Source organism: Streptomyces antarcticus (assembly GCF_026627255.1).
Classification (GTDB): Bacteria; Actinomycetota; Actinomycetes; order Streptomycetales; family Streptomycetaceae; genus Streptomyces; species Streptomyces antarcticus.
The window spans coordinates 83,426-108,908 of the sequence record NZ_JAPNLM010000022.1 but is presented as its reverse complement, the minus strand read 5'-3'; the positions used below and the strand labels follow the sequence as shown (position 1 = coordinate 108,908).

Annotated in this window: 23 protein-coding genes; 7 read left to right on the top strand and 16 right to left on the bottom strand. The window is 74.2% G+C overall.

The genetic code is table 11. From position 1 onward, the window contains the following. Nucleotides 1-24 precede the first annotated feature (24 nt). From OTB16_RS28450 to OTB16_RS28405, 10 genes are all read right to left on the bottom strand, one after another. Complete coding sequence (locus OTB16_RS28450; protein WP_267723659.1) at nucleotides 25-873, bottom strand: phosphatase PAP2 family protein; 849 nt, start codon at nucleotides 871-873, stop codon at nucleotides 25-27. 85 nt (nucleotides 874-958) lie between these two features. Then, on the bottom strand, nucleotides 959-1,912 hold the full coding sequence (locus OTB16_RS28445; RefSeq protein WP_267723658.1) for a YihY/virulence factor BrkB family protein: 954 nt from the start codon (nucleotides 1,910-1,912) through the stop codon (nucleotides 959-961). Nucleotides 1,913-1,993: 81 nt separating this feature from the next. Further along, a complete protein-coding gene (locus OTB16_RS28440; RefSeq protein ID WP_267723657.1) occupies nucleotides 1,994-3,856 on the bottom strand; it encodes a bifunctional phosphatase PAP2/diacylglycerol kinase family protein in 1,863 nt (620 codons plus the stop codon). Between the two features lie 122 nt (nucleotides 3,857-3,978). Next, nucleotides 3,979-4,434 (bottom strand): ATP-binding protein, encoded by a 456-nt coding sequence (locus OTB16_RS28435; protein ID WP_267723656.1) that lies wholly within the window; start codon nucleotides 4,432-4,434, stop codon nucleotides 3,979-3,981. Between the two features lie 102 nt (nucleotides 4,435-4,536). Beyond that, nucleotides 4,537-4,914 carry an STAS domain-containing protein gene (locus OTB16_RS28430; RefSeq protein ID WP_267723655.1) on the bottom strand — a complete coding sequence of 126 codons (378 nt, stop codon included), beginning with the start codon at nucleotides 4,912-4,914 and terminating at the stop codon, nucleotides 4,537-4,539. A 28-nt stretch (nucleotides 4,915-4,942) separates the two neighbouring features. After that, nucleotides 4,943-5,401 (bottom strand): response regulator, encoded by a 459-nt coding sequence (locus tag OTB16_RS28425; RefSeq protein ID WP_267723654.1) that lies wholly within the window; start codon nucleotides 5,399-5,401, stop codon nucleotides 4,943-4,945. After that, nucleotides 5,398-7,047 (bottom strand): sensor histidine kinase, encoded by a 1,650-nt coding sequence (locus tag OTB16_RS28420; protein ID WP_267723653.1) that lies wholly within the window; start codon nucleotides 7,045-7,047, stop codon nucleotides 5,398-5,400. Before OTB16_RS28420 ends, OTB16_RS28425 begins: the two co-directional genes overlap by 4 nt. Before the next feature lie 80 nt (nucleotides 7,048-7,127). Beyond that, the gene (locus OTB16_RS28415) at nucleotides 7,128-8,411 is read right to left on the bottom strand and encodes a PP2C family protein-serine/threonine phosphatase (RefSeq protein WP_267723652.1); all 1,284 of its coding nucleotides are present in this window, start codon (nucleotides 8,409-8,411) and stop codon (nucleotides 7,128-7,130) included. Between the two features lie 288 nt (nucleotides 8,412-8,699). After that, on the bottom strand, nucleotides 8,700-8,942 hold the full coding sequence (locus OTB16_RS28410) for a helix-turn-helix domain-containing protein (RefSeq protein ID WP_267723651.1): 243 nt from the start codon (nucleotides 8,940-8,942) through the stop codon (nucleotides 8,700-8,702). A gap of 75 nt (nucleotides 8,943-9,017) precedes the next feature. Continuing rightward, nucleotides 9,018-10,199, bottom strand: coding sequence for a PP2C family protein-serine/threonine phosphatase (locus tag OTB16_RS28405; protein WP_267723650.1), 1,182 nt, complete (start codon nucleotides 10,197-10,199; stop codon nucleotides 9,018-9,020). Nucleotides 10,200-10,300: 101 nt separating this feature from the next. On the opposite strand from OTB16_RS28405, the gene OTB16_RS28400 reads away from it, so the two are divergent. Continuing rightward, nucleotides 10,301-10,810 carry a MarR family winged helix-turn-helix transcriptional regulator gene (locus OTB16_RS28400; protein ID WP_267723649.1) on the top strand — a complete coding sequence of 170 codons (510 nt, stop codon included), beginning with the start codon at nucleotides 10,301-10,303 and terminating at the stop codon, nucleotides 10,808-10,810. A 69-nt stretch (nucleotides 10,811-10,879) separates the two neighbouring features. Here OTB16_RS28400 and OTB16_RS28395 read toward each other — a convergent pair whose 3' ends face one another. Both OTB16_RS28395 and OTB16_RS28390 read right to left on the bottom strand, forming a co-directional pair. After that, nucleotides 10,880-12,316: a cellulose binding domain-containing protein gene (locus OTB16_RS28395; protein WP_267723648.1), complete on the bottom strand. Its 1,437-nt coding sequence runs from the start codon at nucleotides 12,314-12,316 to the stop codon at nucleotides 10,880-10,882. 26 nt (nucleotides 12,317-12,342) lie between these two features. Beyond that, on the bottom strand, nucleotides 12,343-13,866 hold the full coding sequence (locus OTB16_RS28390; protein ID WP_267723647.1) for a beta-N-acetylhexosaminidase: 1,524 nt from the start codon (nucleotides 13,864-13,866) through the stop codon (nucleotides 12,343-12,345). A gap of 342 nt (nucleotides 13,867-14,208) precedes the next feature. On the opposite strand from OTB16_RS28390, the gene OTB16_RS28385 reads away from it, so the two are divergent. The 3 genes from OTB16_RS28385 to OTB16_RS28375 all read left to right on the top strand — a co-directional run bounded on the left by OTB16_RS28385 (nucleotide 14,209) and on the right by OTB16_RS28375 (nucleotide 16,767). Beyond that, nucleotides 14,209-15,060 carry a GntR family transcriptional regulator gene (locus OTB16_RS28385; protein WP_420717814.1) on the top strand — a complete coding sequence of 284 codons (852 nt, stop codon included), beginning with the start codon at nucleotides 14,209-14,211 and terminating at the stop codon, nucleotides 15,058-15,060. A gap of 198 nt (nucleotides 15,061-15,258) precedes the next feature. Then, a complete protein-coding gene (locus OTB16_RS28380) occupies nucleotides 15,259-16,239 on the top strand; it encodes an alpha/beta fold hydrolase (protein ID WP_267723646.1) in 981 nt (326 codons plus the stop codon). A gap of 186 nt (nucleotides 16,240-16,425) precedes the next feature. Beyond that, nucleotides 16,426-16,767 carry an avidin-fold protein gene (locus OTB16_RS28375; protein WP_267723645.1) on the top strand — a complete coding sequence of 114 codons (342 nt, stop codon included), beginning with the start codon at nucleotides 16,426-16,428 and terminating at the stop codon, nucleotides 16,765-16,767. 269 nt (nucleotides 16,768-17,036) lie between these two features. Here OTB16_RS28375 and OTB16_RS28370 read toward each other — a convergent pair whose 3' ends face one another. After that, complete coding sequence (locus OTB16_RS28370; RefSeq protein ID WP_267723644.1) at nucleotides 17,037-18,482, bottom strand: glyceraldehyde-3-phosphate dehydrogenase; 1,446 nt, start codon at nucleotides 18,480-18,482, stop codon at nucleotides 17,037-17,039. A 348-nt stretch (nucleotides 18,483-18,830) separates the two neighbouring features. On the opposite strand from OTB16_RS28370, the gene OTB16_RS28365 reads away from it, so the two are divergent. Together OTB16_RS28365 and OTB16_RS28360 are read left to right on the top strand one after the other, a co-directional pair. Beyond that, complete coding sequence (locus OTB16_RS28365; RefSeq protein ID WP_267723643.1) at nucleotides 18,831-19,103, top strand: hypothetical protein; 273 nt, start codon at nucleotides 18,831-18,833, stop codon at nucleotides 19,101-19,103. A gap of 102 nt (nucleotides 19,104-19,205) precedes the next feature. After that, entirely contained in the window at nucleotides 19,206-19,487 is a 282-nt protein-coding gene (locus tag OTB16_RS28360) for a hypothetical protein (protein WP_267723642.1), read from the top strand. A gap of 15 nt (nucleotides 19,488-19,502) precedes the next feature. On the opposite strand, the gene OTB16_RS28355 is transcribed toward OTB16_RS28360, so the two are convergent. Further along, a complete protein-coding gene (locus tag OTB16_RS28355; RefSeq protein ID WP_267723641.1) occupies nucleotides 19,503-20,402 on the bottom strand; it encodes an aminoglycoside phosphotransferase family protein in 900 nt (299 codons plus the stop codon). Nucleotides 20,403-20,592: 190 nt separating this feature from the next. Here OTB16_RS28355 and OTB16_RS28350 point away from each other — a divergent pair, with 190 nt between their 5' ends. Next, nucleotides 20,593-20,928 (top strand): ArsR/SmtB family transcription factor, encoded by a 336-nt coding sequence (locus OTB16_RS28350; protein ID WP_267723698.1) that lies wholly within the window; start codon nucleotides 20,593-20,595, stop codon nucleotides 20,926-20,928. A gap of 65 nt (nucleotides 20,929-20,993) precedes the next feature. Here the strand turns inward: OTB16_RS28350 and OTB16_RS28345 are convergent, their stop codons facing one another. Beyond that, entirely contained in the window at nucleotides 20,994-22,253 is a 1,260-nt protein-coding gene (locus tag OTB16_RS28345; RefSeq protein ID WP_267723640.1) for a PucR family transcriptional regulator, read from the bottom strand. A gap of 267 nt (nucleotides 22,254-22,520) precedes the next feature. Continuing rightward, on the bottom strand, nucleotides 22,521-25,430 hold the full coding sequence (locus OTB16_RS28340) for a helix-turn-helix transcriptional regulator (protein ID WP_267723639.1): 2,910 nt from the start codon (nucleotides 25,428-25,430) through the stop codon (nucleotides 22,521-22,523). Nucleotides 25,431-25,483: the final 53 nt, after the last annotated feature.

Below are 25,483 nucleotides of genomic sequence, written 5' to 3'. Positions count from 1 at the left end.
CGCTGCTCCGCGCCCGCGGAGGGGTCAGCGTACGGGTCGGCCGGCCTCGTCGCGGGGCTGCGACGGCGCCGCGTCCCGTACGTGCACGGGCGGTTCGGGGTCGGCCGTCGAGAGCTCCGGCTCCAGTCCCTCCGTCACCGTCGTGCGGAGCCGGCCGGCGTCGGCCCGCCAGGCCTCGAAGACCAGCGTCGTCGCGGTGACCACGGCGAGGCCGAGCAGTACCCCGCCGACGACGTCGCTGACCCAGTGCACGCCCAGCGCGACGCGGGTGTAGGCGACCCCGGCCACCGACACCAGCGCGAGCACCCAGGGCAGCGGGCGCCACGCACGGGGCACCAGGGGCAGCAGCACCAGCAGCAGCACGGCGCAGGTGGTCGTCGCCGTCATCGCGTGGCCGGAGGGGAAGGAGAAGCCGGGCGCGTGGGAGACCGGATCAGGCAGGTGGGGCCGGGCCCGTTCGACCACCACCTTGGTCAGGAGTCCGGTCAGGCCGCTCGCCACCGCGGTGACGGAGGCCCAGGCGGCCAGCCGCCAGGCGCGGCGGAGCAGGAGCCAGAGCACCAGCAGCGCCACGAGCAGGCGCATCGTCACCGGGTCCCAGACGATGCCGGTGAGGGCCTCGAGGACGCGCACCCATCCCGGATGGTCGAGGGCGGTGGCGTGGAGCCGTTCGGCCGTGTTCCGGTCGAGGCGGTGCAGCGGAGCCCACTGGGACTCGACCAGGACCAGGGCGAGGGCGAAGGGCACGGACACGGCGGCCGTCGCGACCGCGGCCAGCACGAGCCTCCTGCCGAAGGTCACGTCAGGTCCGGAGTGCCGTGAGACCAGGCTCCGGAGAAGACGTCGTCGGGGGTGTTCGGTGCGCTGTGCCATGGTGGCGACGCTCCCTTCGTTCGCGGTGGAGGCGCCCGGTCCGGGACCGGGCGCCGGGGGGCGCCGGGTGGGCGGTCCGGCTGGGTCAGACCCCGGGGTCGGCCTTCACCGGCTCCCGCACTCCCGCCCGTACGGCTTCCAGCTGGGCGGCGAACGCGAGACCGAGGAAGAGGGCCATCGAGGTGAGGTAGGACCAGAGCAGCAGCGACACGATCGCGCTGAGCGGTCCGTAGACGCTGGTGAACGAGCTGCTCGCCCCGACGTACACGCTCAGCCCCCAGGTCGCCAGGTTCCACAGCAGCAGGTAGACGACGGCCCCGAACGCCAGCCAGGTGTAGCCGGGTTGGCGGCGGCGCGGCGAGAGTCGGAAGATCGCGCTCGTGGCGAGCACGGCGAGCAGGACCCCGACGGGCCAGCGAAGGATCTCCCACGCCTGGACGGTGGTCGGGCTGAGCTGGTACACCTCCGCCAGCGCGTGGGTCAGGTGGGAGCCCAGGACCGTGAGGATGAAGCTGAGCCCGAGCGGGAAGCCCGCCAGGGCGGCCATCGTGAGGCCGCGGGCGTACTTGGAGAGGAAGGGCCGGTCGCGTTCGTTCCCGTAGATGCGGTTGGCACCCCGTTCGACCTGGCAGAGGCCCGTGGTGACGTTGGAGAGGGAGAAGAGCAGCCCCAGCCAGAGCGCCGCCTGGCCCCCGTTGCCGGCGTGGCGGCGGCTCTCGCTCAGCGCCTCGTCCACCACGGCCTGGCCCGGGCCGCTGGTGAGCCGGCGGATCGTGAGCTCGGCTATGCGGCCGATGTCCTCGGTGTGCAGGACGCCGGACAGGCCGACGGCCGCGATGGCGAGCGGCACGATGGACAGGACCGTCTGGAGGGCGAGCGCGCGGGCGTGGCTGAACCCGTCGGCGTAGCGGAAGCGGACGAACGAGTCGCGGGCCAGGCTCCAGCTGCCGTAGCGGCGCAGCGCCGTCCACGCCTCGTCGCCGGAGAGTTCCTCGCCCTCCACGTCGTGTCGTTGCGGTACCCGTCGTGCGGTGCCCATCGTTCCCCTGTCCCTCTGTTCCTCGTACGGTTTCCTGCGGCGCGGCGGTACGGCGGTGCGCCGGCCCGCTCGTGGCCGGTGTCAGCGCGGCTGGTGCGCGGGGGCCGCCGGGCGGCGCCCGGTGCGGCCCTCGGCCGCCCGGGGGCCGGCGACCCCGCCAGGGGCCGAGGGCGCCCGGGGCAGGTACATCCGCAGGGCCCCGGGCTCGACCGCCACGGTCAGCCGGGTGCCGTCGGCCACGACATCGCCGTCGATCTCGCGGGGCTGGGGAACCGCGCAGCGGATGTCGACCCGGGTGGCGCTGAAGTACTCCAGCGCGCCGCCGGCTTCGCGGCGCCCGTCCGCCTGAGCCGACGCCGCTTGGCGCAGCGGGGCGCGGCCGCGCAGGATTCGGGCCGCGAGGTGTCCGGCCGCGGTGAACCAGCCGAGGGCGCCGCGGGGGTCGAACAGCACCACCTCCAGCCGTCCGCTGTCCGGTCGCGCGCCCGGCAGGAGCGGCAGGCCGCCCTGCAGGGTGCCGACGTTCCCGATGACGACCATGCGGGCCCGGCGCCGGTGGCGGCGGCCGCCGTCGATCCGGATCGACAGCCGCATGCCGGGGTCGCCGAGGTGCCGCAGGGCGGAGAGTACGTACGCGGCCCAGCCCAGCCGGGACTTGAGCCACGGCGAGGCGTCCCGGACCATCGCGGCGTCGAACCCGGCACCCGTCATGACCGTGAACCGGGTCGGCGCGAGGCCGTCGCCCTCGACCCGGCCGACGTCGATCCCGAAGCTTTCGCCGGCCAGGGCCTCGTCCAGGGCGCCGGCCGGGTCCAGGGGCAGGCCCAGGTTCCGCGCGAGGAGGTTGCCGGTGCCGCAGGGCGCGACGGCCAGCGGGATGCCCGTACCGGCCACGACGTCGGCGCAGGCGCGCAGGGTGCCGTCGCCTCCGCAGACCACCACGAGGGCGGGGGCAGAAGCGGCGATCTCCTCGGCCAGGGCCCCGCAGGGGCGCTCGGCCGAGGTCGGGATCCAGCGCTGGTCGCGGTATCCGCGCGCGGTGAGCACGGCGCGTACCCGGTCGGCCGGTTCGTCCGGGCAGCCGAGCGAATGGCGGACCACGACGACCGTGCGGCCGGCGGGGGCACCGCCGCCGGGGCGGGCGGAACCCGCGGAACCTGCGGGGCCCGGGGAGCCCGCGGTGGCCACGCCGCCCCCGGAGGGGGACTCCTCCGACTCCGATGAACCTGCGGACGCCGCCGACTTCGCCGTCCTCGCCGACTTGGCCGACTTGGCCGACTTCGCCGACTCACGGCCGTACAGGAGCGCGAACCCCATGACGAGGAGCGTCGCCGCGCCGTTGAGCAGGCCGCCCACCACATCGGTGGGGAAGTGCATGCCCCGGTACATCCGGGACATTCCAACGGCGGGCGGGACGAGCAGGAGGGCGCCCGACACGGCGTACCGCCAGGGCCCCCGCATCCGCAGCAGCGCGATGACGGCCAGGCCGCCGTAGAGCGCGACGGAGGCGCCGACGTGCCCGGAGGGGAAACTCGACGTCGGCGGGGCCCCGTCCAGCCGTGGGACGGCGGGGCGCGGCCGCTGCACGAACATCGTCACCACCACGAACACCGCCGACTGCGCGGCGACCGACGCGCCGAGGAACAGTGCCTCGGTGCGCCACGCGACGCGGGGCAGTACCAGCAGCGCCACGATGCACAGCAGGGTCACGCCGATGATCGTCTCCGTGGCGGCCATCGCGGACAGCCATTCGGATACGCCGGTGACCGGCGCGGCGCGCCGCTCGGCCAGGTCCTGGTTGGCGCGGCTCTCCGCCGCGAACGGCCAGTGGCCGGCGGCCGGCCCCGTAACCAGTACCCCGAGACCCACCATCAGGGCGGCCTGGACCGGAAGGAGCAGCACCGGCCAGGTCCCCCGCGCGGGCGCGTCGCATCTTCGCTTCATGGGGCACGTGTTGCCCGTCCCGGCCGAATGATGCGCGGCGACCCGGGGTTGGCGCGGCGGCGGGTACACCGGGATCGGCGGGCCGCTTCGACCGTCCGTGCCGCCCGGGCCGGGCGCACGGGTCAGCGCTGGTCCGGGACCCGTACCGGGGGGCTGTCGGCGCCGTCCAGCGGCACGAGGACCTCGATGCGCTTGCCTACGGGCTGCGCCGGCAGGATCCGTACGCTCCGCGCGAGCCGGCAGATGAGGGGCCAGCCGAATCCGCCCACGGGGAAGGTTCCGGGCGGCCGGACCAGGGTCACCGGGTGGTCGCCGCTGGCGTCGGCGACCGCGAGCAGCAGTCCGTCCGACGACACGGAGGCACTGAACCCGACGATCCCGCCGCCGTGGCGGATCGCGTTCGTCGCCAGTTCCGAGGTCACGAGCAGCGCGTCGCTCAGCACGTCCTCCCCGGGGGGACCGGATGTCTCCGGCAGGATCCCGGACGATTCGATGAGCGACTGCACACGGTCCCTCGCCTGCATGGCGGTCCGTGGGACCGGGTAGGCCGGTCCGGTGTCCACGGGTCGCACGTTCACCTCCTCAGCCGTCTCCTCACGTCCAGACCGTGACCGTTTGCCCCGTACGCGCCCCCGCAATCGCAGAGGCAAACATCACGGTCGCCTCATGACGCTCCGTGTTCAGCGGCGCCTCGGCGGGACGATCAGCACCACGGCCTCGGCCACGGTCGGCGCGACGGCGAAGGCCCGGTCGGCGCCCGTGACTTCGAGCAGCCGCCCCAGTCGGCTCGGGATCTCTCCCGCCAGTACGACCGGCCGGTTCAGTGCGGGCTGCAGCATGATGCTGAGCGCGGTCGAGTCCGCGAAGGTCACTCCGGAGACGTCCAGGACGAACCGGGCGACGCCGTCGGCCTCGGGGTCCAGGGCCGTCCGCAGCTCGTCCGCCCCGTCCATGTCGAACTCGCCCGCCATCACGACGACGCGCACGTCGCCCTCGGTCCGCGTCTCGACGCTGTTGCGCGCGTCGGCGCCGTACGTGCCGGCGTGGTGCGTGTCCATGGTTCCCCACCTCTTTCTTTGCGTGATGTCAGACGGACCGCGGCAGCTTCACCACGGTGACGAAGAAGTCGTCGATCTGCTGGATCGCCCGGATGAACTGGTCCAGGTCCACGGGCTTCGTCACGTACGCGTTGGCGTGCAGCTTGTAGCTCCGCAGGATGTCCTCCTCGGCCGCCGACGTGGTGAGCACGACCACGGGGATGTGGCTCAGCTCGGGGTCGGTCTTGATCTGTTCGAGCACCTGCCTGCCGTCGTACTTGGGCAGGTTCAGGTCGAGGAGGATCAGGTCGGGGCGGGGGGCTCCGGTGTGCTCGCCACGGCGGTAGAGGAAGTCGAGGGCCTCCAGACCGTCCCGCACGACGTGCAGGTTGTTGCCGATCTTGTTGTCCTCGAACGCCTCGCGCGTCATGAGCTCGTCGCCCGCGTCGTCCTCGACGAGGAGCACTTCCGCGGGCTGTGCCTGGAATCCGGGGCTGGGCGTGGTCATGGGGTGTTTCCTTCCGCGGCCGCGGGTTCGGCGGACTGGGACGAGGACGGGGTCCGGGCCGGGACCGGCGCGGAGGGGGATGCGGGTTCGTCGGCCCCGGGGGCCGATGCGGAGGCGGGCTCGTCCGTGCCGCGTACGGGCAGGGTGAAGAGCATCCGCGTGCCCTCCGTGCGGTCGGTCTCGATCCAGATGCGGCCGCCCGCGTGCTCGACGATCTTCTTGCAGAGCGAAAGGCCGATGCCGGTGCCGCCGTAGGCCTCCCGGCCGTGCAGCCGCTGGAAGATCACGAAGACCTTCTCGGCGAACTCGGGGGCGATGCCGATCCCGTTGTCGGTGACGGCGAAGGTGTGGAAGCCGGGGTCGGCCTCGGTTTCGCTCCGGACCTCGATCTCGACGCGCGGGGCCCGTCCCGGCGCCCGGAACTTGACGGCGTTGGCGACGAGGTTCTGCCAGAGCATCGTGAGGAGGGTGGGGTCGCCCTCCACCTCGGGAAGCCCGTCGGGCCGCACGACCTCGGCGCCGCTCTCCTCGACGGCGGCCGTGAGGTTGCGCAGCGCCCGGTCGAGCGTGTCGTCGAGGGCGACGGTCATCCGTGCGTCCTGGACGCGGCCCACCCGGGAGAACGTCAGCAGGTCGTTGATCAGCACCTGCATCCGCTTGGCGCCGTCGACCGCGAATCCGATGTACTGGGCCCCCCGCTCGTCGAGCAGGTCGCCGTAGCGCTTCTCCAGCAGCTGGCAGAACGAGGCGACCTTGCGCAGCGGCTCCTGGAGGTCGTGCGAGGCCACGTACGCGAACTGCTCCAGTTCGGCGTTCGAGCGGCGCAGTTCCACCGCCTGCGCGTCGAGCTCCGCGGCCGAGCGCTTGAGTTCCTCCGCGTTCAGCCGGGAGGCCTCCAGTTCCTCGACGGTACGGCGGCGCATGGCCTCCACCGCCTGGGCGAGCGCGCGCAGGTCGGCCGGGCCGCGCTCGGGGATCTCCTCGTCGAACTTGCCCTCGGCGACCCGGCGGGACGCGGCGCGCACCGCGACGAGCGGCCGTACGACGCCCACGTGGAGCAGGATCGCGAGGCAGACCGCCGTCAGCAGGAAGGTCGCGGCGATGACCAGGAAGATGCGGTCGCGCTCGGAGCGCGCCTCCCCGAAGGTCTCGCGCGCGTCGGCCTGGATCTGGCCCAGCCGGGTCTGCTGTGCTTCGACGCGCCGGCGCACCTCGTCGAAGCGCGCCGTGCCGTCCTGGACGGAGGGCCCGGTGCCCCCGGCCTGGACCGAGGCGGCGGCGGGGGTCGCGAACTCGTCGCGCCAGGTGCGCGCGGCGTCCTCTACGGCCTTCAGGTCGGCCTGCGCCCCGTCCTCGTCGTCGAGCAGCATCGCGAGCCGCTTCGACGCGCCGGACTCGGCCGCCCGGCCGCGCTCGTACGGCTCCAGCAGCGCGGCGTCGCGGGCGAGGAGGTAGCCGCGGACCCCGGTCTCCTGGTCGAGCAGGGCCGCTTCCAACCGGAGGGCGTCCCGCTGGGCCGGAGCGATCCCGTCGATGATCCGGTCTCCCGCCGCGGTGGTGTTCGACAGCAGCGCCGCGCCCACCCCGGCCGTCGTGAGGACCATGGCGGAGAGCAGGGCGAGCGCGGTCATGAACCAGGCCTGCACGCTCAGTCCGCGCCGACCGGACCGGTTCGGGGCGCTGGGGGCGGGCGGGGGGCCTGCTTGTTCCGGTTGTTCCGGGGAGGTCACGGGGAGGAGTTCCATTCGAGGTGGAGTACGGCGACGTCGTCGGCCAGCCCGCCCCAGTCCGCGGCCAGGCTCTGCGCGGTGTGGATCAGGGTGTCGACGAACGCGTCGGCGGGGAGGTCGGTGTGCCGGCGGGCGATGTCGAGCAGGCCGTGCTCGTCGAGGCGCTGGGAACCGGGACCGGTCCGGCCTTCGATCAGCCCGTCGGTGAAGAGCATCACGGCGCCGGACGGCTCGACCGGGATCTCCGTCACGGGCCAGTCCGAGTCCCAGTCCGGCATGATGCCGAGCGCCGGGCCCCCCGCGACCGCTTCCAGTCGTACGCCCGCCGAGGAGCGGACGAGGAAGCCGGGGTGGCCGGCGCGCCGGACGGAGATGTGGGGGTCGCCCGGCCGGCGGGTCACGGCGATGAGGGTGGCGAAGATCTCGGGTCCGGACCGCTCCGCCACCAGGATCTTCTCCAGGAGGTCGAGCAGCTCCTGACCGCGGGCGCCGGCCATGACGAACGCGCGCCACGCCACGCGGAGGCAGACGCCGAGGGCCGCCTCGTCCGGTCCGTGACCGGAGACGTCGCCGACGACGGCGTGCGTGGCCCCGTCGGAGGTCTGCACCACGTCGTAGAAGTCGCCGCCCAGGAGGGCCTGTGCGCGGCCGGGCCGGTAGCGGGCGCACACCGTGACGGAGTCGTCCAGCAGCAGGGGCGTCGGCAGGAGGCCGCGTTCCAGGCGGGCGTTCTCCTCCGCGCGCAGCCGACCGGTCTGGAGGGCGGCCGCGGCGAGCTCGGTCTGCTTTCGCTGCACGGCGTAGCGGATGGCCCGCATGAAGACGTCGGCTTCGAGGCGGCCCTTCACCAGGTAGTCCTGGGCGCCGGCCGCGACGGCCGCGAGGCCGGCCTGTTCCTCGGAGAGGCCGGTGAGGACGACGACGGCGGCCTCGGCGGACTTGGCCAGCACCTTGTTGAGCGCGTCGAGCCCCTGGGCGTCGGGCAGGTGCAGGTCGAGCAGGACGCACTGGGGGCGCTCGGTCTCCAGCTGGTACAGGCCGTGGGCGAGGGAGCGGGCCCGTCCGAGGCGGACGTCGACCCCGCTGTCCTCCACCAGTTCCTCGACCAGGAGCGCGTCGCCCTCGTCGTCCTCGATGAGCAGGACGTGGGGCGGCAGACCGCTCAAGAGCGTCTCGAAGTGGTCGCGCTCTACGGAGGAGGTCTGCCGCGGCGGGTGGGCCGCGGGCGGTCTCGCGTGGTCGGCGGGATACTGCGAGCCCAGACCGAGAGCGCTCCCCATGGCGTTCGTTTCCCTTCTCACAAGAGAGCGCGGACGCCCTGCGGGCGCCTGTTACGTCCGGGGCGAGCTTAGAGTGATCATTTGCCGTTAGGCAATATTTTAACTGGTCAATTATCCTCGCCCTCCCCCAACGGGCGACCCCGTCCCCGACCCCCTCCGCGCGGACACCTCCCCAGGCGCCGTCGGAATCCCCCGCGGGAGCCGCTGTCCGGCCGGATTCCGGGGGCCCGCCCTGCTCCCGGCCCACTCCCTCCGGGGCCGCGGGACCCTGCCCGGCCGTGTCCGGAGTCACCTCCGCGGGGCGGCGAAGACCTCGCCCTCGGCCTCCCGAAAGCCGGTCAGGCCCACGATCAGGGCCTCGACGGCCGCCGCCGGCATCCGGTCCAGCACCGCCGACATCTCGCGCGAGCGGATCGCCCGCTGTTCCTCCAGCAGCGCCCTGCCCCGCGGGGTGAGGCGCAGCCCGACCTCCCGGCGGCTGGTGCGGCTGGGCGCGCGCTCCGCACGGTCCTGTCCGCGGGCCCGGAGCACTTCGAGCAGTTCCGCGGCGGCGCTGACGGCCGCGGAGGGTTGCCGTTCCGCGCCGTGTCGACCACTGCGAAGCGCCTACGGCTCCACGAGCGCCGTGTCCGGGCGGCCGTGCCAGTCGAGGCAGACGACCATGGCGTCGTCCTCCGCGTCGATCTGGCCGCGGTGCCCGGCGAGCTCCTCCAGGATCGCCCGGGGCACCTGGGAAGGCGGGAGCAGCCGGGTGTTCGTGACGGCCCGGGCCAGGGCGTGCAGGCTGTACAGCTCGCCGCCGGGCGAGGCGACGTCGTAGACCCCGTCGCTCAGGAAGAAGAGCCGGTCCCCGGGCAGGACCCGGAAGCGCTGGACGGTGTAGACGGTGTCCTCGAACATGCCCAGCGGGAGCTGGGCCTCCAGCTCGACCGCCTCCACCACGCCCTGCCGGAGCCGCCAGATCCGGGGGGAGCCGGCGTCGATGATCTCGACCTCGCCGGTCGGCAGGCAGAAGCGCATCAGGAGCATGGCGAGGTGCTGCCGGCCCTGGTGCTGGCCGTAGATGGCCTGGTCGGCGAGGCTGGCCTGGTCCACGAGGCCGAGGCCGCCCCGGCGGGCGTTGCGCAGGGCGCTCACGGCGAGGTTGGTCAACAGGGCGGCGTCGATCCCCTCCCCCATGCCGTTGTTCACCGTCAGCGTCAGGTGGCCGGCGGAGGTCGACCAGTCGAAGCAGTCGCCGAAGATGGCGTACGCGGGCTCCAGCTGTCCGCCGAGGTCGTACTCGGGGCGGGAGCAGGACCGGCCGGGGAGCAGTTGCCACTGCATCTCCGCGGCCAGGGTGAGCCGGGTGGCCCGCCTCGCCCGGAGGAAGACGTCGGTGTCGCGCTCGGCGACGAGGATCTCGTGGGCGAGGGCGTCGGCGACGTCCTGCAGCTCGCCCAGGCGGTCCGGGGCGTAGGCGTCCACGGGCAGGCCGATGCTCAGGACGGCGAGGCGGTCGCCCCGGACGCTGACCGGCAGGTGCACGGTCACACCGGCGCGGTCGGTGACGACGTACGCCTCCTGCGCGCCGAAGGCGCGGCCCTGGGCACTCGCGTGCACGGACAGCGGCTCGGCGGTGTCCGGGAGGTCGGTCACCGGCTGGAGCCTGGTCATGGCGTAGTCCGCCATCAGGAGTTCGACGGCGTGGGCTCCGTACCTCTGGGCGAGGACGTCGCGGACCTTGTCGAACAGCGCGTGCGGCGCGGCATTCCGCAGAATGCGCTCCACTCCCTCGGGTCTGGACACCGGCCTGGGTCCTGCCTCTCTCGAAACTGTCACTATGGGGAGCAACGAGGCCGCCGACCGCGACGGCTCGGGCGGCTCGTACGTCCGGTAGGGAGTGTCACATGCGCCAGAGCCCGATCCGCCCCTCCGGGCCGGTCGCGTCCGCGGTCGCGGACGTCGGCGAGCTGATCGAGCTGCTGGAGATCGTCTGGGAGCGGGGCCGGGACACGGTGAGCGCGCCTCCGGTCTCCTCCGCGCAGGCGCGGGTCCTCTTCGTCATCGAGAAGAACGAGGAGATCAACCCGAGCGCGCTGGGCAGGCTGCTCGGCGCGGCTCCCCCCTCCGTCACCCGGTTGTGCGACCGGCTGCAGGCGATCGGCTTCCTGGAACGGAACCCGAACCCCGCCGACCGCCGCGAGCTACAGCTCCGGCTGACCGCGCGGGGCCGGGCCTACCTCGGGGACCTGCGGTCCCGCAGACAGGAGGCCCTGACGGAGGCGATGGCCGCGATGCCCGCCGCCTCCCGGGAAGCGCTCGCCGTGGGCCTGTCGGACTTCCTCGACGCCGTCGCCGGGCCGCTGCGGCTGCCGGTCGCGGGGAGCGCGGAGTCCGCGCGGTCCCGGACCGCCTGAGCCTGCGCCGGGACGCGCGCCGGCGCCCCGGGGCGTCGTACGCCGCGGAGCGCCGGCCGGCCGGGGGCTTCAGCCGTTCGGGACGGTGTCCTGGAAGACGGTGCCCGCGGTGCGGTAGGCGCCGACCCTGGCCGCTACCTGGGCGGGGGTGAGGACCTGGTCCTTGACGTGCAGGACGTAGTCGACCTTCTGGTCGTAGGAGCGGGGAGCGGTGCCGGGCTGCCCGTTGAGGTCGATGAGCCACTGGTTGAAGTTGATCGACATGGGGCGCTCGGGGAGGTAGCGGGCGTCGTGGGTGCCGAAGAGCCGGCCGTCGACGTAGTAGGTGAGGGCGTTGCCGTCGATGGTCAGGACGAGGTCGTGCCAGCCGGCGTGGCTGGTGCGGACCTCGGAGTGCTGGTTGACGGCCTCCCACGGGTCGGGGCGGTAGGTCTCCCACGAGGTGGTGTAGAGGATGTTCGCGGGCTCGCCCCAGCCGCCGTTGGGGAGGTACTCGAAGTCGTACTCGGCGTAGTCGTCGGCCATCGGGGCCTTGAGGTCGTTGATGGTGAAGAAGGTCTGGACGAGGTGGTCACCGTCCGGGCCGTGGGTGGGGGCGTCGGAGAACTTCACCCGGGCCGCGTAGGTGCCGTTCTTGAACTTGGTCGCCTGGGTGAGGACTTCGGTGTGCCGGGTGCTCTCGCCGGTGCCCGCCGTGGAGGTCTTCAGGTTCATGACGGAGTTGCCGGCCTCCACGGCGAAGGTGACGTTCTCGGGCGCCCAGGTGGCGCCGGGGACGCCGGGTCCGCCCGCGTTGGAGCGGACGCTCCAGCCGTGCGCGGCGATGGCCGGGTCGGTGTGGGAGGTGTAGGTGAAGTCGTCGAAGAGGGTGGCTCCGGCCGGTCCCGGATCGGTCGGGGTGGGGGTCGGTCCGGTGGGGGTGGGTTCCGGGTCGGGGGTGTTGCCGCCGGGCGCGGTGCCCCAGACGGTGGCGGTGCCCAGCTTCGCGGTGACCTTGCCGAAGTCCCCGTACGTCGTGCGGGAGGCGTCGAAGGAGTAGTCGTCGGCCTGGTTGAGGGTCTGCCAGTCGGCGCGGTGGAAGCGCAGCTGCATGTCCCCCGTGTCGGCGCCGGGCGCGAGGGAGCCGGCGCCCGCGGTGAAGGAGATCTCCAGGTAGCGGTCGGCGCCGGCGGTGGGCGTGGTGAGGGTTCCGAAGGTGCCGGTGATGTTCGCGCAGCCCTTGACCGCCCAGGAACAGGCATAACGGTACTGGGTGTTCGGGCCGTCGGCCTTGAAGTAGTAGCGCAGCGTCACCTGGTTGAGGGCGACGGCGGAGGTGCCGTTGTTGACCACCTTGAACCAGGGCTCGGCCTGGTCGGCGGTGGCCCCGCCGGCGCTGGTGCGGTACTGGACCTTGACCGAGTCGGCGGCCGCGCCGGCGGGCAGGGCGGTCAGGGCCACCGCGCCGAGGCCTGCGGCCAGGGCCAGGGCCAGGGCGGCGGAGGTGCGTCGGTTCGGGGTTCGCATGGTGCGTTCCTCTCGGGGTGGGGGGATCACGGGGCGGGAGCGGAGTGCGGGGATCGGCCGCGCACGCCGAGGGCGGCGAGCCGGGTACGGTGCCGGTCGAGCCGGTACAGGAAGCCCGGCCAGTCGCGGTGCGCCGACCAGGCGGTCTCGGCGAGGGCGCAGAGGCGGGGGAAGGCCAGGTACTCGAGCTGCGCGGGGGTGCGCGCGTACTCCGTCCACAGCTGCGCCTGCGTGCCGAGGACGCGCCCGACCGCCTCCGGTTCCCAGTGGGCGGGCGCGGGGTCGTTGTCGTAGACGCCGCGCAGGTCGAGGACGCCGTCCTGGCCGCGGGGCTCGCCGGGGTCGGCGGACTGCGGGTAGTCCAGGTAGGTGGAGCGGAACGGAGCCATGATCACGTCGTGGCCGCGCAGGGCGGCCCTGCGGCCGTGCTCGGCGTCGCGCCAGGGCAGCACGGTGAAGGCGGCGGGGAGTTCGGCGCCGGTCTCGGTCCATCCGAGCGGGCGGCGGCCGAGCGACGTGAGGTGGGCGGACACGGTCCGCATGAACCAGCCGTGCAGGACGGCGGGTCCGGCCAGCCCCTCCGCGGCGGCCCGGGCCCTGGCCGTCGCTGACGCCTCCCATTCGGCGCGGGGGCACTCGTCGCCGCCGAGGTGCACGTACGGGGCGGGGAAGACGTCGGTCACCTCGTCCAGCACGGTGCGGCAGAAGGCGAGCACCTCGTCGTGGACACCGAGGACGTTCTCGCAGACGCCCCACCGCGTCCAGGTGTCCAGGCGGGAGCCGGGGCGGTTGCCGAGGTGCGGGTAGGCGGCGAGGGCGGCCCGGGCGTGGCCGGGCATCTCGATCTCGGGGACCACCGCGACTCCGCGCCGGGCGGCGTACGCGACGAGGTCCGCGAGCTCCGCGCGGGAGTACGCCCCCTCGTGGGGGAGGCCGTCCCCCTCGCTCTCGGTACGCCGGCCGCCGACCTCGGTGAGGCGGGGGTAGGCGGACACCGGCATCCGCCAGCCCTGGTCGTCGGTGAGGTGGAGGTGCAGCACGTTCAGCTTGTGCAGGGCGAGCAGGTCCACGAAGCGGCGTACGTACGCGGCGGGCTGGAAGTGGCGCGCGACGTCGAGCATGGCTCCGCGCCACGCGAACCGCGGCCGGTCGGTGATCCGCAGGCAGGGCAGGGTCCATGCCGGGCCGCGGCGCGCGCTCGCGGCGAGGGCCTCGGCGGGCAGCAGCTGGCGCAGGGTCTGCACGCCGCGGAGCAGGCCTTCGGGGCGGGCCGCGCGCAGGACGACGGCCTCGGTGGAGACGGTGAGCCCGTAGCCCTCCGCGCCGAGGCCGCCGAGCGCGGGGTCGAGCAGGAAGACGACGCGGCCGTCGGACCGCGGCGGCAGGGGGAGCCCGGTGGCGGGGCCGAGCGCCTCGCGCAGCAGGTCGGCGGCGGCCTCGGCGCCCGGACCGGCCCGCACGCCGGTGAGGTCGTCGAGGGTGAAGCGGCCGGGCAGGGCGGTGACGGAGTCGGGGCGGGGGACGAGCGCGATGGCGGTGTGGCGGGACATGCGGCGCGGGGCTCCTCACCTGGTCGGGCGCCCGGCGGAACGGGGCGCAGGGGGCGGCGAGTTGACCAATTGGCAAGGTGGTCAGCTGGGTGGCTAGAAGGTGGCATGCCCCAGTCATCACGTCAACCCTCCTTGCCGACAGGATCTTTGACCCAAACCTCGCGAGGTGGAGGACCCGAATGGTTAGATGCATATGACCAGTTGGACAGATGACCAGATAGCGAGGGGTGAACCGTGCGAGAGAACTCCCCCGGAGGGGTCCCAGGACCCGGGACGACAGGATCCGGACCGGAACCGGGCCGGGGACCCTCGTCGGGAACGGGCCCGTCGTCGGGAACGGTCTTGGCGTCGGGAACGGCACCCGCACCGGGGTCGGGTGCGGTGCTCAAGCGGGAGCGGGTGCGAGAACACCTGCTGGGCCTGATCGACATCCGGCGCCCCGGGGACGCGATCCCGTCCGAGCGCACCCTGTGCGCGACCCTGGAGGTTTCCCGCCCGACCCTGCGCGCGGCCGTGGACGAGCTCGTCGCCACCGGCGCCCTCGTACGGGAGCACGGGCGCGGCATGTTCGTGGCACCGGCCAAGATCACGCAGGAACTCTCCTCCGGCGAGACGCCGTTCGCCGTACGGCAGGCCTCGGGCCACTGGTCCAGCAGGGTCCTCGAGCACTCGACCATCCAGGCGGGTGCCCGGATCGGGCGCCGGCTGCGGATCTCCCCGGGGGCCGAGCTGCTCTACATCGCCCGGCTCCGCCTCGTGGACGGTGCGCCGATGGCGATCGAGCACCTGCACATCCCGGCCGACCTGATACCGGCGCTGACACCGGCCGAGCTGGAGGCGGGCGACCTCTACGAGCACCTGCGCGACCACCACGGCGTCTACGTGCACGAGGCGCAGCAGTCGATCGAGCCGACCGTGGTCAACGAGGCGGAGGCGGATCTGCTGGACGTGCCGGTGCTCTCCCCCGCCCTCCTGATCGAGCGGCTCACCAGCGACTCCACCGGAAGGCCCGTGGAGTACGTGCACTCGGTCTACCGCGGCGACCGCTACCGGATCGTCTCGCGCCTGGCCCTCGGGGCGACCGTCCCCGGCACCCCCCGTCCCGGCCACCATCCGGGCATCCCCCCGGGCGATCTGGGCCGCCGCGGCATCATCACGTCCACCACCACCGGCGACATCCACACGAGCGCCTGACCGCACGGCGGCGCAACGGCACGGCGGCGCAACGGCACGGAAGGGCGGCGGCGCGCCCGGGGGCGGCGCGGCGGCGGCGCAGGGCAGCCCGCAGCCCCTTTTGCCGAAGCGGCAAACGGACGCGACGTGTTCCGCCGTTCCGCGGATGATCGACATCAGCCTCGCCGGCGAGGCGGACCCCGAACTCCCGGAGGAATCATGTCGCAGCAGTCCACGGCCGCCGTCCACCGCCTGGTCACCGCGCCCGCGGGCCGGATCCACCTCGTGGAGCAGGGCAGCGGGCCGCTGGTGCTGCTCGTGCACGGCTTCCCGGAGTCCTGGTACTCCTGGCGCCACCAGTTGCCGGCGCTGGCCGAGGCGGGCTACCGCGCGGTAGCCGTGGACGTGCGCGGCTACGGCCGTTCCTCCCGGCCGGGCGGCACCGACGCGTACCGGATGCTCGAACTGGTCGAGGACGCCGTCGCGGTGGTGGAGGCGCTGGGCGAGCGCGGCGCTGCGATCGTCGGCCATGACTGGGGTTCGGCCATCGCCTCGAACTCCGCCCTGGTCCGCCCGGACGTCTTCCACGCGGTGGGCCTGCTCTCCGTGCCCTACGTCCCGCGCGGCGGACCGCGGCCGAGCGAGGTCTTCGAGGCGATGGGCGGGGAGGAGGAGTTCTACGTCTCCTACTTCCAGGAGCCCGGCCGCGCCGAGTCCGAGATCGAGCCCGACGTCCGCGGCTGGCTCGCCGGCTTCTACGCCGCCCTGTCCGCGGACACCATGCCCGCGCCGGGCGCGCCGAGCCCGTACTTCGTCGGCCGCGGCGGGACACTGCGCGACCGGTTCCCCGCCGGGCCTCGGCCCGCCTGGCTCGGTGAGGGCGATCTCGACGTCTACGCCGGGGAGTTCGAGCGGACGGGCCTGAGCGGGGCCCTGTCCCGCTACCGGAACATGGACCGGGACTGGGAGGACCTCGCCCGCTTCGACGGCGCCCCGGTCACCCAGCCGTCGCTGTTCGTCGCCGGCGGCTCGGACCTCGCCGTCACGTGGCTGGCCCACGCCGTCGAGGCGTTCGGCACGACCCTCCCGGACCTGCGCGCCTCCCACGTCCTCGAAGGGTGCGGCCACTGGATCCAGCAGGAGCGCCCCGCCGAGACCAACCGGATCCTGACGGACTGGCTCGGTTCCCTGTCCCTCTGAGACCGGCGGTGGCCGGGGCGCCCGCCGACGCGGCGGCGCTCTGCCGATCCTTGGCCGTCTCTCTCGGATCGTGCCGGGCCCGCGACGCCCGGCACGATCCGAGAGAGACGGCCTAGAGTGGCCCGGACCGTACGCGTCGCCGGGCGGGTGTTCCCGTCCCGGCGGGCTTTCCTCCAGGAGTCGCCCATGGCCAGCTCGCTCGACGGCCTCGTCTTCGCCCCCGTGGCCGACCAGGCGCCCGGCCAGGTCGGCCGGCGGACCCGGTTCGAGTACCACGAGCGGGACGGCCGCGTCCGGGCCGAGTACTCCGGCGGGGACGTGGTCACGGGCTACCTGGTCGGCACCCGGACCGCGGACACCCTCGACTTCCGCTACGTGCAGCTCCGCGCGGACGGCACGACCGCGTCCGGGCACTGCGTCTCCTTCGTGACGGAACTCCCCGACGGCCGACTGCGCCTGGAGGAGACGTGGACGTGGGAGTCCCAGGAAGGCAGCGGCACCAGCGCGGTCGAACAGCTCCGCGCCTGAAGCCTCCGCAGCGGCGTCTTCATGGGCATCGCGGTCGGCCCGGGGTCCCACACGTTCAGCATCAACGTGGTCGCCGCCCCCGCTGCCCGGGTCCTGCCGCCCGTCTGACGTCGGCGGAAGGGATCACGACGCGGAAGGCGGCACCACGCGAAAGGGCGGTGACCGGTGCCCCTCGGGCACCGGTCACCGCCCCACTACCGCCTCACCACAGCCTCACGGCCGTCGTCCCCCTGCCGGGACGAACGCCGCCGGGCCGGGGAGTTCCGCGGTCAGACCGCCGGGACCGGGTAGGTCGGGTACTCCACCCCGGACACGTGCTGGACCACGCGGATGACCTGGCAGGAGTAGCCGAACTCGTTGTCGTACCAGAGGTAGAGGATCGCGTCGTCACCCTCGACCTTGAGGGCGCCCGCGTCGATGATCGACGAGTGGCGCGAGCCGATGAAGTCGCTGGAGACCGCGTCGGGGGCGCTGATGAAGTCGATCTGGCGCTTGAGCGGCGAGGCCAGGGAGACGTTGCGCAGGTAGTCGAGGACTTCCTCGCGCGTGGCCTCGCGGGCGAGCCGCAGGTTGAGGATCGCGATCGAGACGTTCGGGACCGGAACGCGGATCGAGCTGCCGGTGATCCTCGCCTTGAGGTCGGGGAGCGCCTTGGCTACGGCGGAGGCGGCACCGGTCTCGGTGATCACCATGTTGAGCGGCGCCGAGCGGCCGCGCCGGTCGGAGCTGTGGTAATTGTCCAGCAGGTTCTGGTCGTTGGTGAACGAGTGGACGGTCTCCACGTGGCCGCGCAGGACGCCGTACTCGTCCGCCATCGCCTTCAGCGGCGGGACGATCGCGTTGGTGGTGCAGGAGGCGCAGGACAGGATCTGCTCGTCCGGCTTGATCGTGTCGTGGTTGACGCCGTGGACGATGTTGGGCACGTCGCCCTTGCCCGGAGCGGTCAGGACGACCTTGTCGATGCCGGGGCGCAGGTGCTTCGAGAGGCCCTCGCGGTCGCGCCACTTGCCCGTGTTGTCGATGAGGATGGCGTTCTTGACACCGTGCGCCGTGTAGTCGACCTCGGACGGGTCGTTGGCGTAGATCACCTTGATCTCGTTGCCGTTGGCGATGATCGTGCTGTTCGCCTCGTCGACGGTGATCGTGCCCTGGAACTGCCCGTGGATGGAGTCGCGGCGCAGCAGCGAGGCGCGCTTGACGATGTCCTGGTCGCCGCCCTGGCGGACGACGATGGCGCGCAGGCGCAGGCCGTTGCCGGAGCCGGCCTTCTCGATGAGCAGGCGGGCGACGAGGCGGCCGATGCGGCCGAAGCCGTAGAGGACGACGTCGCGCGACTCGCGGCGTTCGATCTTGTTGGCGCCCGTGGCGCCGACGACGGCCTCGGCGGTGAACTCCGCCACCGAGAGGTCGCGGTCGTCGGTGCGGTACATCGCGGCCAGCATGCCGATGTCGATCTGCGAGGGACCGAGGTCGAGCGTGGCGAGAGCCTGCAGGAACGGCAGCGTCTCGGTGACCGAGAGCTCCTCACCGGCGATCTGCCGGGCGAACCGGTGGGTCTTGAGAATGCTGACGACCGACTTGTTCACCAGGGAGCGGCTGTGAAGCAGGACCGTGACGTCCCTCTCCCGGTGCAGCTTCCCGATGACAGGGATCATCGACTCCGCGATCTCCTCGCGGTTCTTCCAGTTGGTGAACGAGTCGTCATTGACAGTCACAGGTTTTATCTTTCGAGCTAGGCGGCGCTCATATGCTAACCCGACCCTGCTTTGGTCATTGAAACGGGCCACCCGGTGCGGGCTCCACTACCGGCGGTACGGGACCGGCTACCGGCCGGGGTCGGGCCCCAGCGGGTACGGCCCCCCGCGGGTGCGCCCCAGCGGGTGCGTCCGGCACGGGGCTGTTCTAGCGTCGGAGGAAGGAGGGGAACCTGTCGAGCAGGTCCGGTACGGGGACCCGGGCCCGGCGGCCGCACGACGGCCGCCACGCGCTCGGCGCCGTTCCCCGCGGATCCGGCACGACCAGGTCCCGGGCCGCGCGACGATCCCGGAGAGCAGGTGCGTCCCATGCGCACGTCGACCCGTATCGCAGGTGTCCTCACCGGCCTGACCCTCGCCCTCGGCGGCGCGGCCCTCACGGCCCCCGCCGCCCACGCGGACGTCACGGCCTGCATCAACCAGGTCGAGCGGGAACTACAGGGCGGCGAGGCCCCGGACTCCGTCCGGATGGCGTGTTACGTCGGACTGACCGGTGACCACGCGCAGTGCGTGTCCGGCCTGGCCAAGAACGGTGTGACGGACGGAACCGCGGCGACCGCCTGCCGGGTGTCCGTCAACTAGGCGCTCCGAGCGGCCCCGGGGCATCCGGCGCCGTTCCCGACGCGGGTCTCGGAGCGACCGTGTTCCGGGCCCGCCTCCGATCCGGAGAGCAGGTGCGTCCCGATGCGCACGTGGACTCGCGCGGCCGGTGTCCTCACCGGCCTGACCCTGACCCTCACGCTGGGCGGCGCCGCCCTCGCCGCCCCCACCGCCCGGGCCGACATCCCGGCCTGCACGCACATGGTCGAGCAGGCGGGCGTCACGGTCACCGACGCGGTGCGAACGGCGTGCTACCAGGGTGTCGTCAGCGACCTCCAGGGCTGCAAGAGCGGGCTCGCCGCGGCCGGTGTGCCGGGCGGCGCCGCGACCGGCGCCTGTCTGGCGGCCCCCCACGAACCCCGCTAGGGGTGTCGTCGAGGACTAGTGAGTGTCGTCGAGGACCGCCCGGATCACGTGCCGCGCGTTGCGCGCCATGGCCGGGTTCGTGTTCCGGTAGTGCGGCAGCGCGATCAGCGCCTGTGACAGCGTCCGCGCGCGGCCGCGCCGCCACGCTCCGTCGTCCACGCCCAGTGCCTCGCGGAACACCTCCCGCGCACCGGCCGGCAGCAGGTTCCACGCCGGGAACAGGTCGCAGGACGGATCACCGGCGCCCGCGCATCCGAAGTCGATCACCGCGGTCAGCCTGCCCCCGTCCACCAGCAGGTTGCCCGGCATCAGATCGGCGTGCAGCCACACCGGCGGCCCGTCCCGGCCCGGGGCACGCAGCGCGTCCTCCCACACGGCGGTCACGGCGTCGCAGTCGACGCCCTCCTCCGGGATGCCGCGCAGGGCGCCGATGGCCGCCCGGGTCTCCGCGCCGAGCGAGGCCACCGGCCCTCCGCGGTGGGCCGGTGGCGCCCCCGGCAGGCTGACGCCCCGCATCGCCGCCACGAACGCGGCCAGGTCCCGGGCCAGTGGTACGGGGTCTTCCAGCGCCCCCGCCTCGGGGTTCTCCCCCGCCAGCCACCGGTACACCGACCACGGCCACGGGTAGCCCTCGGCGGGCTCCCCCGCCCCGAGCACCTCCGGTACGGCCACGGGCAGCCGGGGGGCGAGCCGGGGCAGCCACTCCCGCTCGCGCGCGACGTCCCCGGCGCCGCCCCGCGTCAGGGGCAGCCGTACGGCCATGCCGTCGCCCAGCCGGAACATGGCGTTGACCGTGCCGCCGGACGGGAACCGCTCCACCGCCAGCCCCGCCCACCGGGGGAACCGCCCGGCGACCAGCCGCCGTACGAGGTCTTCGTCGACGGGGTACGGGCCGGGACGCGCGGATGTGATCATGGGACGCCATCCGATCGCCGGACCCCGGCGGGCGTCAAGCGCATTTCGCTCACGCCCGGGCGCGAGCTGCGGCGACGCGACCGGGAGCGTTCCCGAACCGAAACTGGCTCGATACCGCCCACCTCACTGGTTCGACACATGTCAACATAAAGGGATGTCGCGTACCGAGGTCCCGCCGAAGCCGAAACCGATGACGGAGTCCGGCCCCGAGGGGTCGTACTGCCCCCCGCTCGGCGAGCGTCCGCTGACCGCCGGGGAGGCCGAGCGAACGGCGAGGATGTTCAAGGCCCTCGGCGACCCGGTGCGGCTGCGGCTGTTCTCCGCCATCGCCTCGCACGAGGACGGCGAGGCGTGCGTCTGCGACATCTCCGACGTCGGCGTCTCCCAGCCGACCGTCTCCCACCACCTGAAGAAGCTCAAGGACGCGGGCCTGCTCACCTCCCAGCGGCGCGGCACCTGGGTGTACTACCGCGTCGAGCCGTCCGTACTGGCGGCCATGGGCCGACTGCTCGCGCCGGCCGGCTGAACCGGCTCCGAAGGACACCGAAGACGCCGAAGGACGCGGAAGGGCGCCCGCCCCGGTCCGTGGCGTCAGGTGATGCGGAGCTGGCGGCGGGCCGTCAGGGCGAGGGAGATCTCCACGACGTCCGCGGGTCGCGACAGGAACCGCCCCGTGAGCTGTTCGCAGCGCCGGAGCCGGTTCAGGACCGTGTTGCGGTGGCAGTACAGGCGGGTACCGGCCCGCCGCGCCGATCCGTCGCAGTCCAGCCAGGCGGCCAGGGTGTCCAGCAGGAGGTCCCGGTCGCCCGGGTCGAGCCGCAGCAGTGGGCCGAGTACGCGTTCGGCGAGCGCCGCGCCGAGCCCCGGCGCGGAGACGAGGAGCGCGGCGGGCAGGTGGTCGTCGAGCAGGACGGTGCCGCCGCTCTCCGGGCACGCCCGCAGGGCGGTTTCCGCGAGCCTGCGGGCGTCCCCTACCGCGGCCAGTCCCTCGACGGCCGAGCTGATACCGATACGGGCGCCGGGCGGGCCGCTCATGTGACGGGCCAGCTCGTCGAGGCCGCTGTCGCCGATCAGGACGATGCCGTGGTCGGCGTCCGCGGCGCTGTGCCACACCACGCGGGTGCCCGCGGGCCCCTGGGGCGGCAGGGCTCCCGCGTACGCCGCCCGGTGGCCGCCGGAGACCAGGACGACGGCGTACCGGCCCTGCTCGGGAAGGTCGACCGCGGAGGCCACTTCGGGCAGGTCTGCGATACGGGTCGTGCCGTCGAGCAGCGCCGCCGTCATCAGCCGCAGCCGGTTCTCGCGGCGCCAGGTCAGCTGCCGTTCCATCTGCCGGTAGCCGTCGGCGACGAGCCCGCAGTGCTCGTCCACGAAGTTCCACACGTCGGCCGCGACATGGACGAGCAGGCGCACGTCATCGGGGTCGTGCCGGGCCGTCTCGTCGATCAGGCCCTGCCAGACCATGCCCCCGCCGAGCCGGAAGGCGTGCAGCAACGCGTCCAGGGGCAGGCCCTGTTCGGCGCGTACGGCCCCGATCTGCCAGGAGCAGCGGCGGGCGGCGTCGCGGGACTCCCTGGGGTGGATCAGGGAGCCGACGTTGTGCCGCAGCGACCGGTGGGCCTCCTGCCAGACCTCGGCGGCGTCCGTCTCGATGGCGGCCCGGTACGCCGGTTCGTGGCGCTTCAGGGCGGCGACCAGCCGGTCGGTGAGGTCCGGCAGGTCGTCCATCAGCGCCCGGGCGGCCCGGTGCAGGACGGTCAGCGCCTCCGCGGTGGCGAGGGAACGGGCGGGCGGCGTGGCGGGCGGCGGTCCGGGCAGGGCCCGGACCCCCGATCGTGCGGCGTGCGGCATCGCGGTCCTCCACCGGAGTCGGCTCGCTCCGGCGCGGGGGCGTCCCGCCCTCCGCGCCGGGACTGCGTGGCCCCCGAAGAATGGCATACCGCCCGGTCGGTCCCCAGTGCTGTGACCGGAAAGGTTTACCGGATCGTGGTGTCCGGCGTGGTGCGGTGCGTCGCGAGGCGGAGGGCCACACCTCGTACTGGACGTACCGGTGTGGTCCGACAACGCGCGAGGTGCGGTGCCGGCTCCGCGGCACGGTGAACCCCTCAGGCCGCAGCTCTATCCCTTCTCGGCGCGGTCGACCAGCCGGGCCAGCTCGGTCCGCGAACGCACGCCCAGGAGGGCGAAGACGTTGCGCAGGTGGTGGTCGACGGTGCGGGGGCTGACGCAGAGGCGCGCCGCCACCTCACGGTTGGTGGCGCCCTCCGCGACGCAGCGCGCGATCCGCAGCTGTTGCGGCGTCAGGCGGGCCACGGGCGAGGCACCCGCCGGTACCGGAGCGGGCGCCTCGCCCGCCGCCCGCAGTTCGGCCCTGGCCTGTTCGGCCCAGGCGGGGGCGCCGCACCGCTCGAAGGCGACGCGGGCGTCCCGCAGCCGGCTCCTGGCCTCGCCCGGCCGGCGCCGGCGGCGCAGCCACATCCCGTACAGCAGCTGGGTGCGGGCCCGTTCGAAGTCGCCGCCCGCCCACTCGTGCCGGACCAGGGCCAGGGCGTAGAGGGCATCGGCCTCCTCCGGTACGGCGATCAGGGCGCGGCACCGCGCCAGCTGTGCCGGCGCCTGCGGGTCGCAGCCCTGGGCCGCCCAGACGGCGAACTCCTCGACGGCGGCGCGCGCGTGGGCCGGCTCGCCCGACAGCGCGGCCGCTTCGACGAAGCACGGCAGGGCGAGCATGCGGACGGCGAAGTGCCCGCGGTGGGGCCCCGGCCGGGTGAGCGGGCCCAGCCGGGCGGCGGCCTCGCCCGCCCGGCCGCGGCACAGGTCGGCGCGTGCCGACGCCCATTCGGCCAGGGTGGCGGCCTGGACGAGGCCGTGCGGGCGGGCGACCGCCAGAGCGGCGCCGGCCTGTGCCGCGACGGCTGCCGCGTCCTCCTCGACCGAGGCGACCATGGCGAGGATCGCGTGCTGGTGCGCGGCGACGTTGCGCTGGCCCGCCCGGTGGGCGGCGCGCAGGCCTTCCTGCGCGTGGGCCCGGGCCCTGGCGTGCTGTCCGGCGCGCAGCTCTGCGTAGGCCAGGTGCTCGAGGACCTGGGGGGTCAGGGCCGCGAGCCCGCGCGAACGGGCGACGGCCAGGGCCCGGGCGTTGGCGTGGCAGGCGGCCCCGGCGTCGCCGAGGACGAGCGCCGCGACCCCGGCCCGCAGCAGGCGCGCCGGATCGTCGTCGTCGCGCGCCCGCTCCAGTACGCGGCGCAGCGGCTCACGGGCGGCGGGCAGGTCGCCGCGGAGGGCGGTGCGCAGTCCCGCCCGGTAGTCGGACAACGGGTCGGGCGGGAACGCGGGTCCGCGTACGGGGAGCGGGTATCCGCGTACGGACCCGGACTCGGGTACGCCCGCTGCCCCGGACTCGGGTACGCGTACGCGTGCGGGGAACGCCGGCCCGGACTCGGGTGCGAGCGCGGCGAGGCAGGCCGCGACGTCGCCCGCCGCCCAGGCCGCCCCCATCGCCTCCGTCCGCGCCGCCAGGGCCCGCTCGCGGTCGTACGGGTCCAGCCGCGCCGCGGCCATCAGCAGTGCCTCGTACGCGTCGCCGACCGGCCCGTCCCGAAGCGCGAGGGCGCCCCGGACGAGTTCCGCCCGGCCGCGCACGGCGTCGTGGGCGGCCGCGTCGCGGGTGCCGGCCAGCAGCTCGCGCGCCCGGCGGGGGCGCCCCGCCTGCCGGGCGTACTCGGCCGCGTCGGTCAGGCGCGTCGTACGGGCGTTGCCGGGGGCGGTGAGTCCGGCGGCCCGGGCGAGGGCCGCGGTGCGTTCGGTGCCGGAGGTGGGGGTGCCGGGGGCCGCCGCCGCCGCGAGTTCGGCGGCGAGCCGGGCGTCGGGGCCGTCGGCCGCCGCGGCGCGGTGGAGCAGGTGGAGCAGGCGGTGCCGTTCGGCGTCGACGGAGGAGGCCAGCAGCGCGTGGGCGGCCCGGCGCCGCGACGACGGCTCGGAGTCGTACGCGGCGCGGCGCAGCAGTGTTCCGCCGAAGGTGATGCGGCCGCCGTCGCTGCGGGCGACGCCCTCCGTCTCGGCCGGATCCAGCGCGGCGGGGTCCAGGCCGGCCCGCCGGGCGGCACCGAGGACCTGCGCGGCGTCGGCGCCCACGGCGTCGGGGTCGGGGTCGGCCGCGTGCGCGGCGGCGGCCAGCAGCAACAGCAGGCGCGTGTCGGCCGGCAGCGCGGCGAGCCGGTCGCCGACGGTGCCCAGCAGGACGGCGGCGTCCGCGAGCGGCCGGGGCAGCGGGCGGTGACCGCGCAGTTGGTCCGGTGACAGGCGTGCGACGAGCGCGGTCAGGAGCGCCGGGTTCCCCTCGGCCTCGTACAGCAGCTCGTCCCGTACGGACGGATCGGCGTCCTCACCGGTCAGCGCGTCGAGCAGGGCCGTCGCCGGGCCGTCCTCCAGCGGGCCGAGGCGGACCACGGGCACCCCCCGTAATCCGGGGTCGTCCGCGCGGTGTTCCGCGGCCGACAGCAGGAACCCGACCGCCCGCGGATGGCCGGGGGCCCGCCGGGCGGCCACGCCGAGGGCGGCACGCGACGCGGCGTCCCACCGGTGTACGTCGTCGGCGCAGAGCAGCAGCGGCCCTCCGGCGAAGCCGAAGCCGCCCAGCAGCGCCGACGGATCCACGGGGCCCGCACCCGGCCCCGAACCCCCGCCCGGCCCCGCTCCGCCCGGCCTCGCTCCCACCGGTGCGCAGAGGCGGTGGAGGGGGACCGCGTCGATCCGCCCGGCCACCGCGCGGAGCAGCGCGGGCCCCCCGGCGAGCGGGGGGCGGCATTCGGCCGGAGCCGCGGATCCGGGGTGCGGGCCGGGTCCGGCCGCGAAGTCCCGGGCGGCCCGGGCCAGCAGGGCGGTGCGGCCCAGTCCGGGCTCCGCGACGAGCAGCAGCGCTCCCCCGTGCCCGGCCCGGAGCCGGTCGGACAGCGCTGCCACAGCGTCCAGTTCAGCGCTCCGGCCGTATATCCGGAGCGGGAGGTTCACGGTCGTCTTCCCGGTCACGGCCGTCACGCTAGGCCCGTGTCCGCGGCGGCGGAACGCCCGGATCCGCCGGC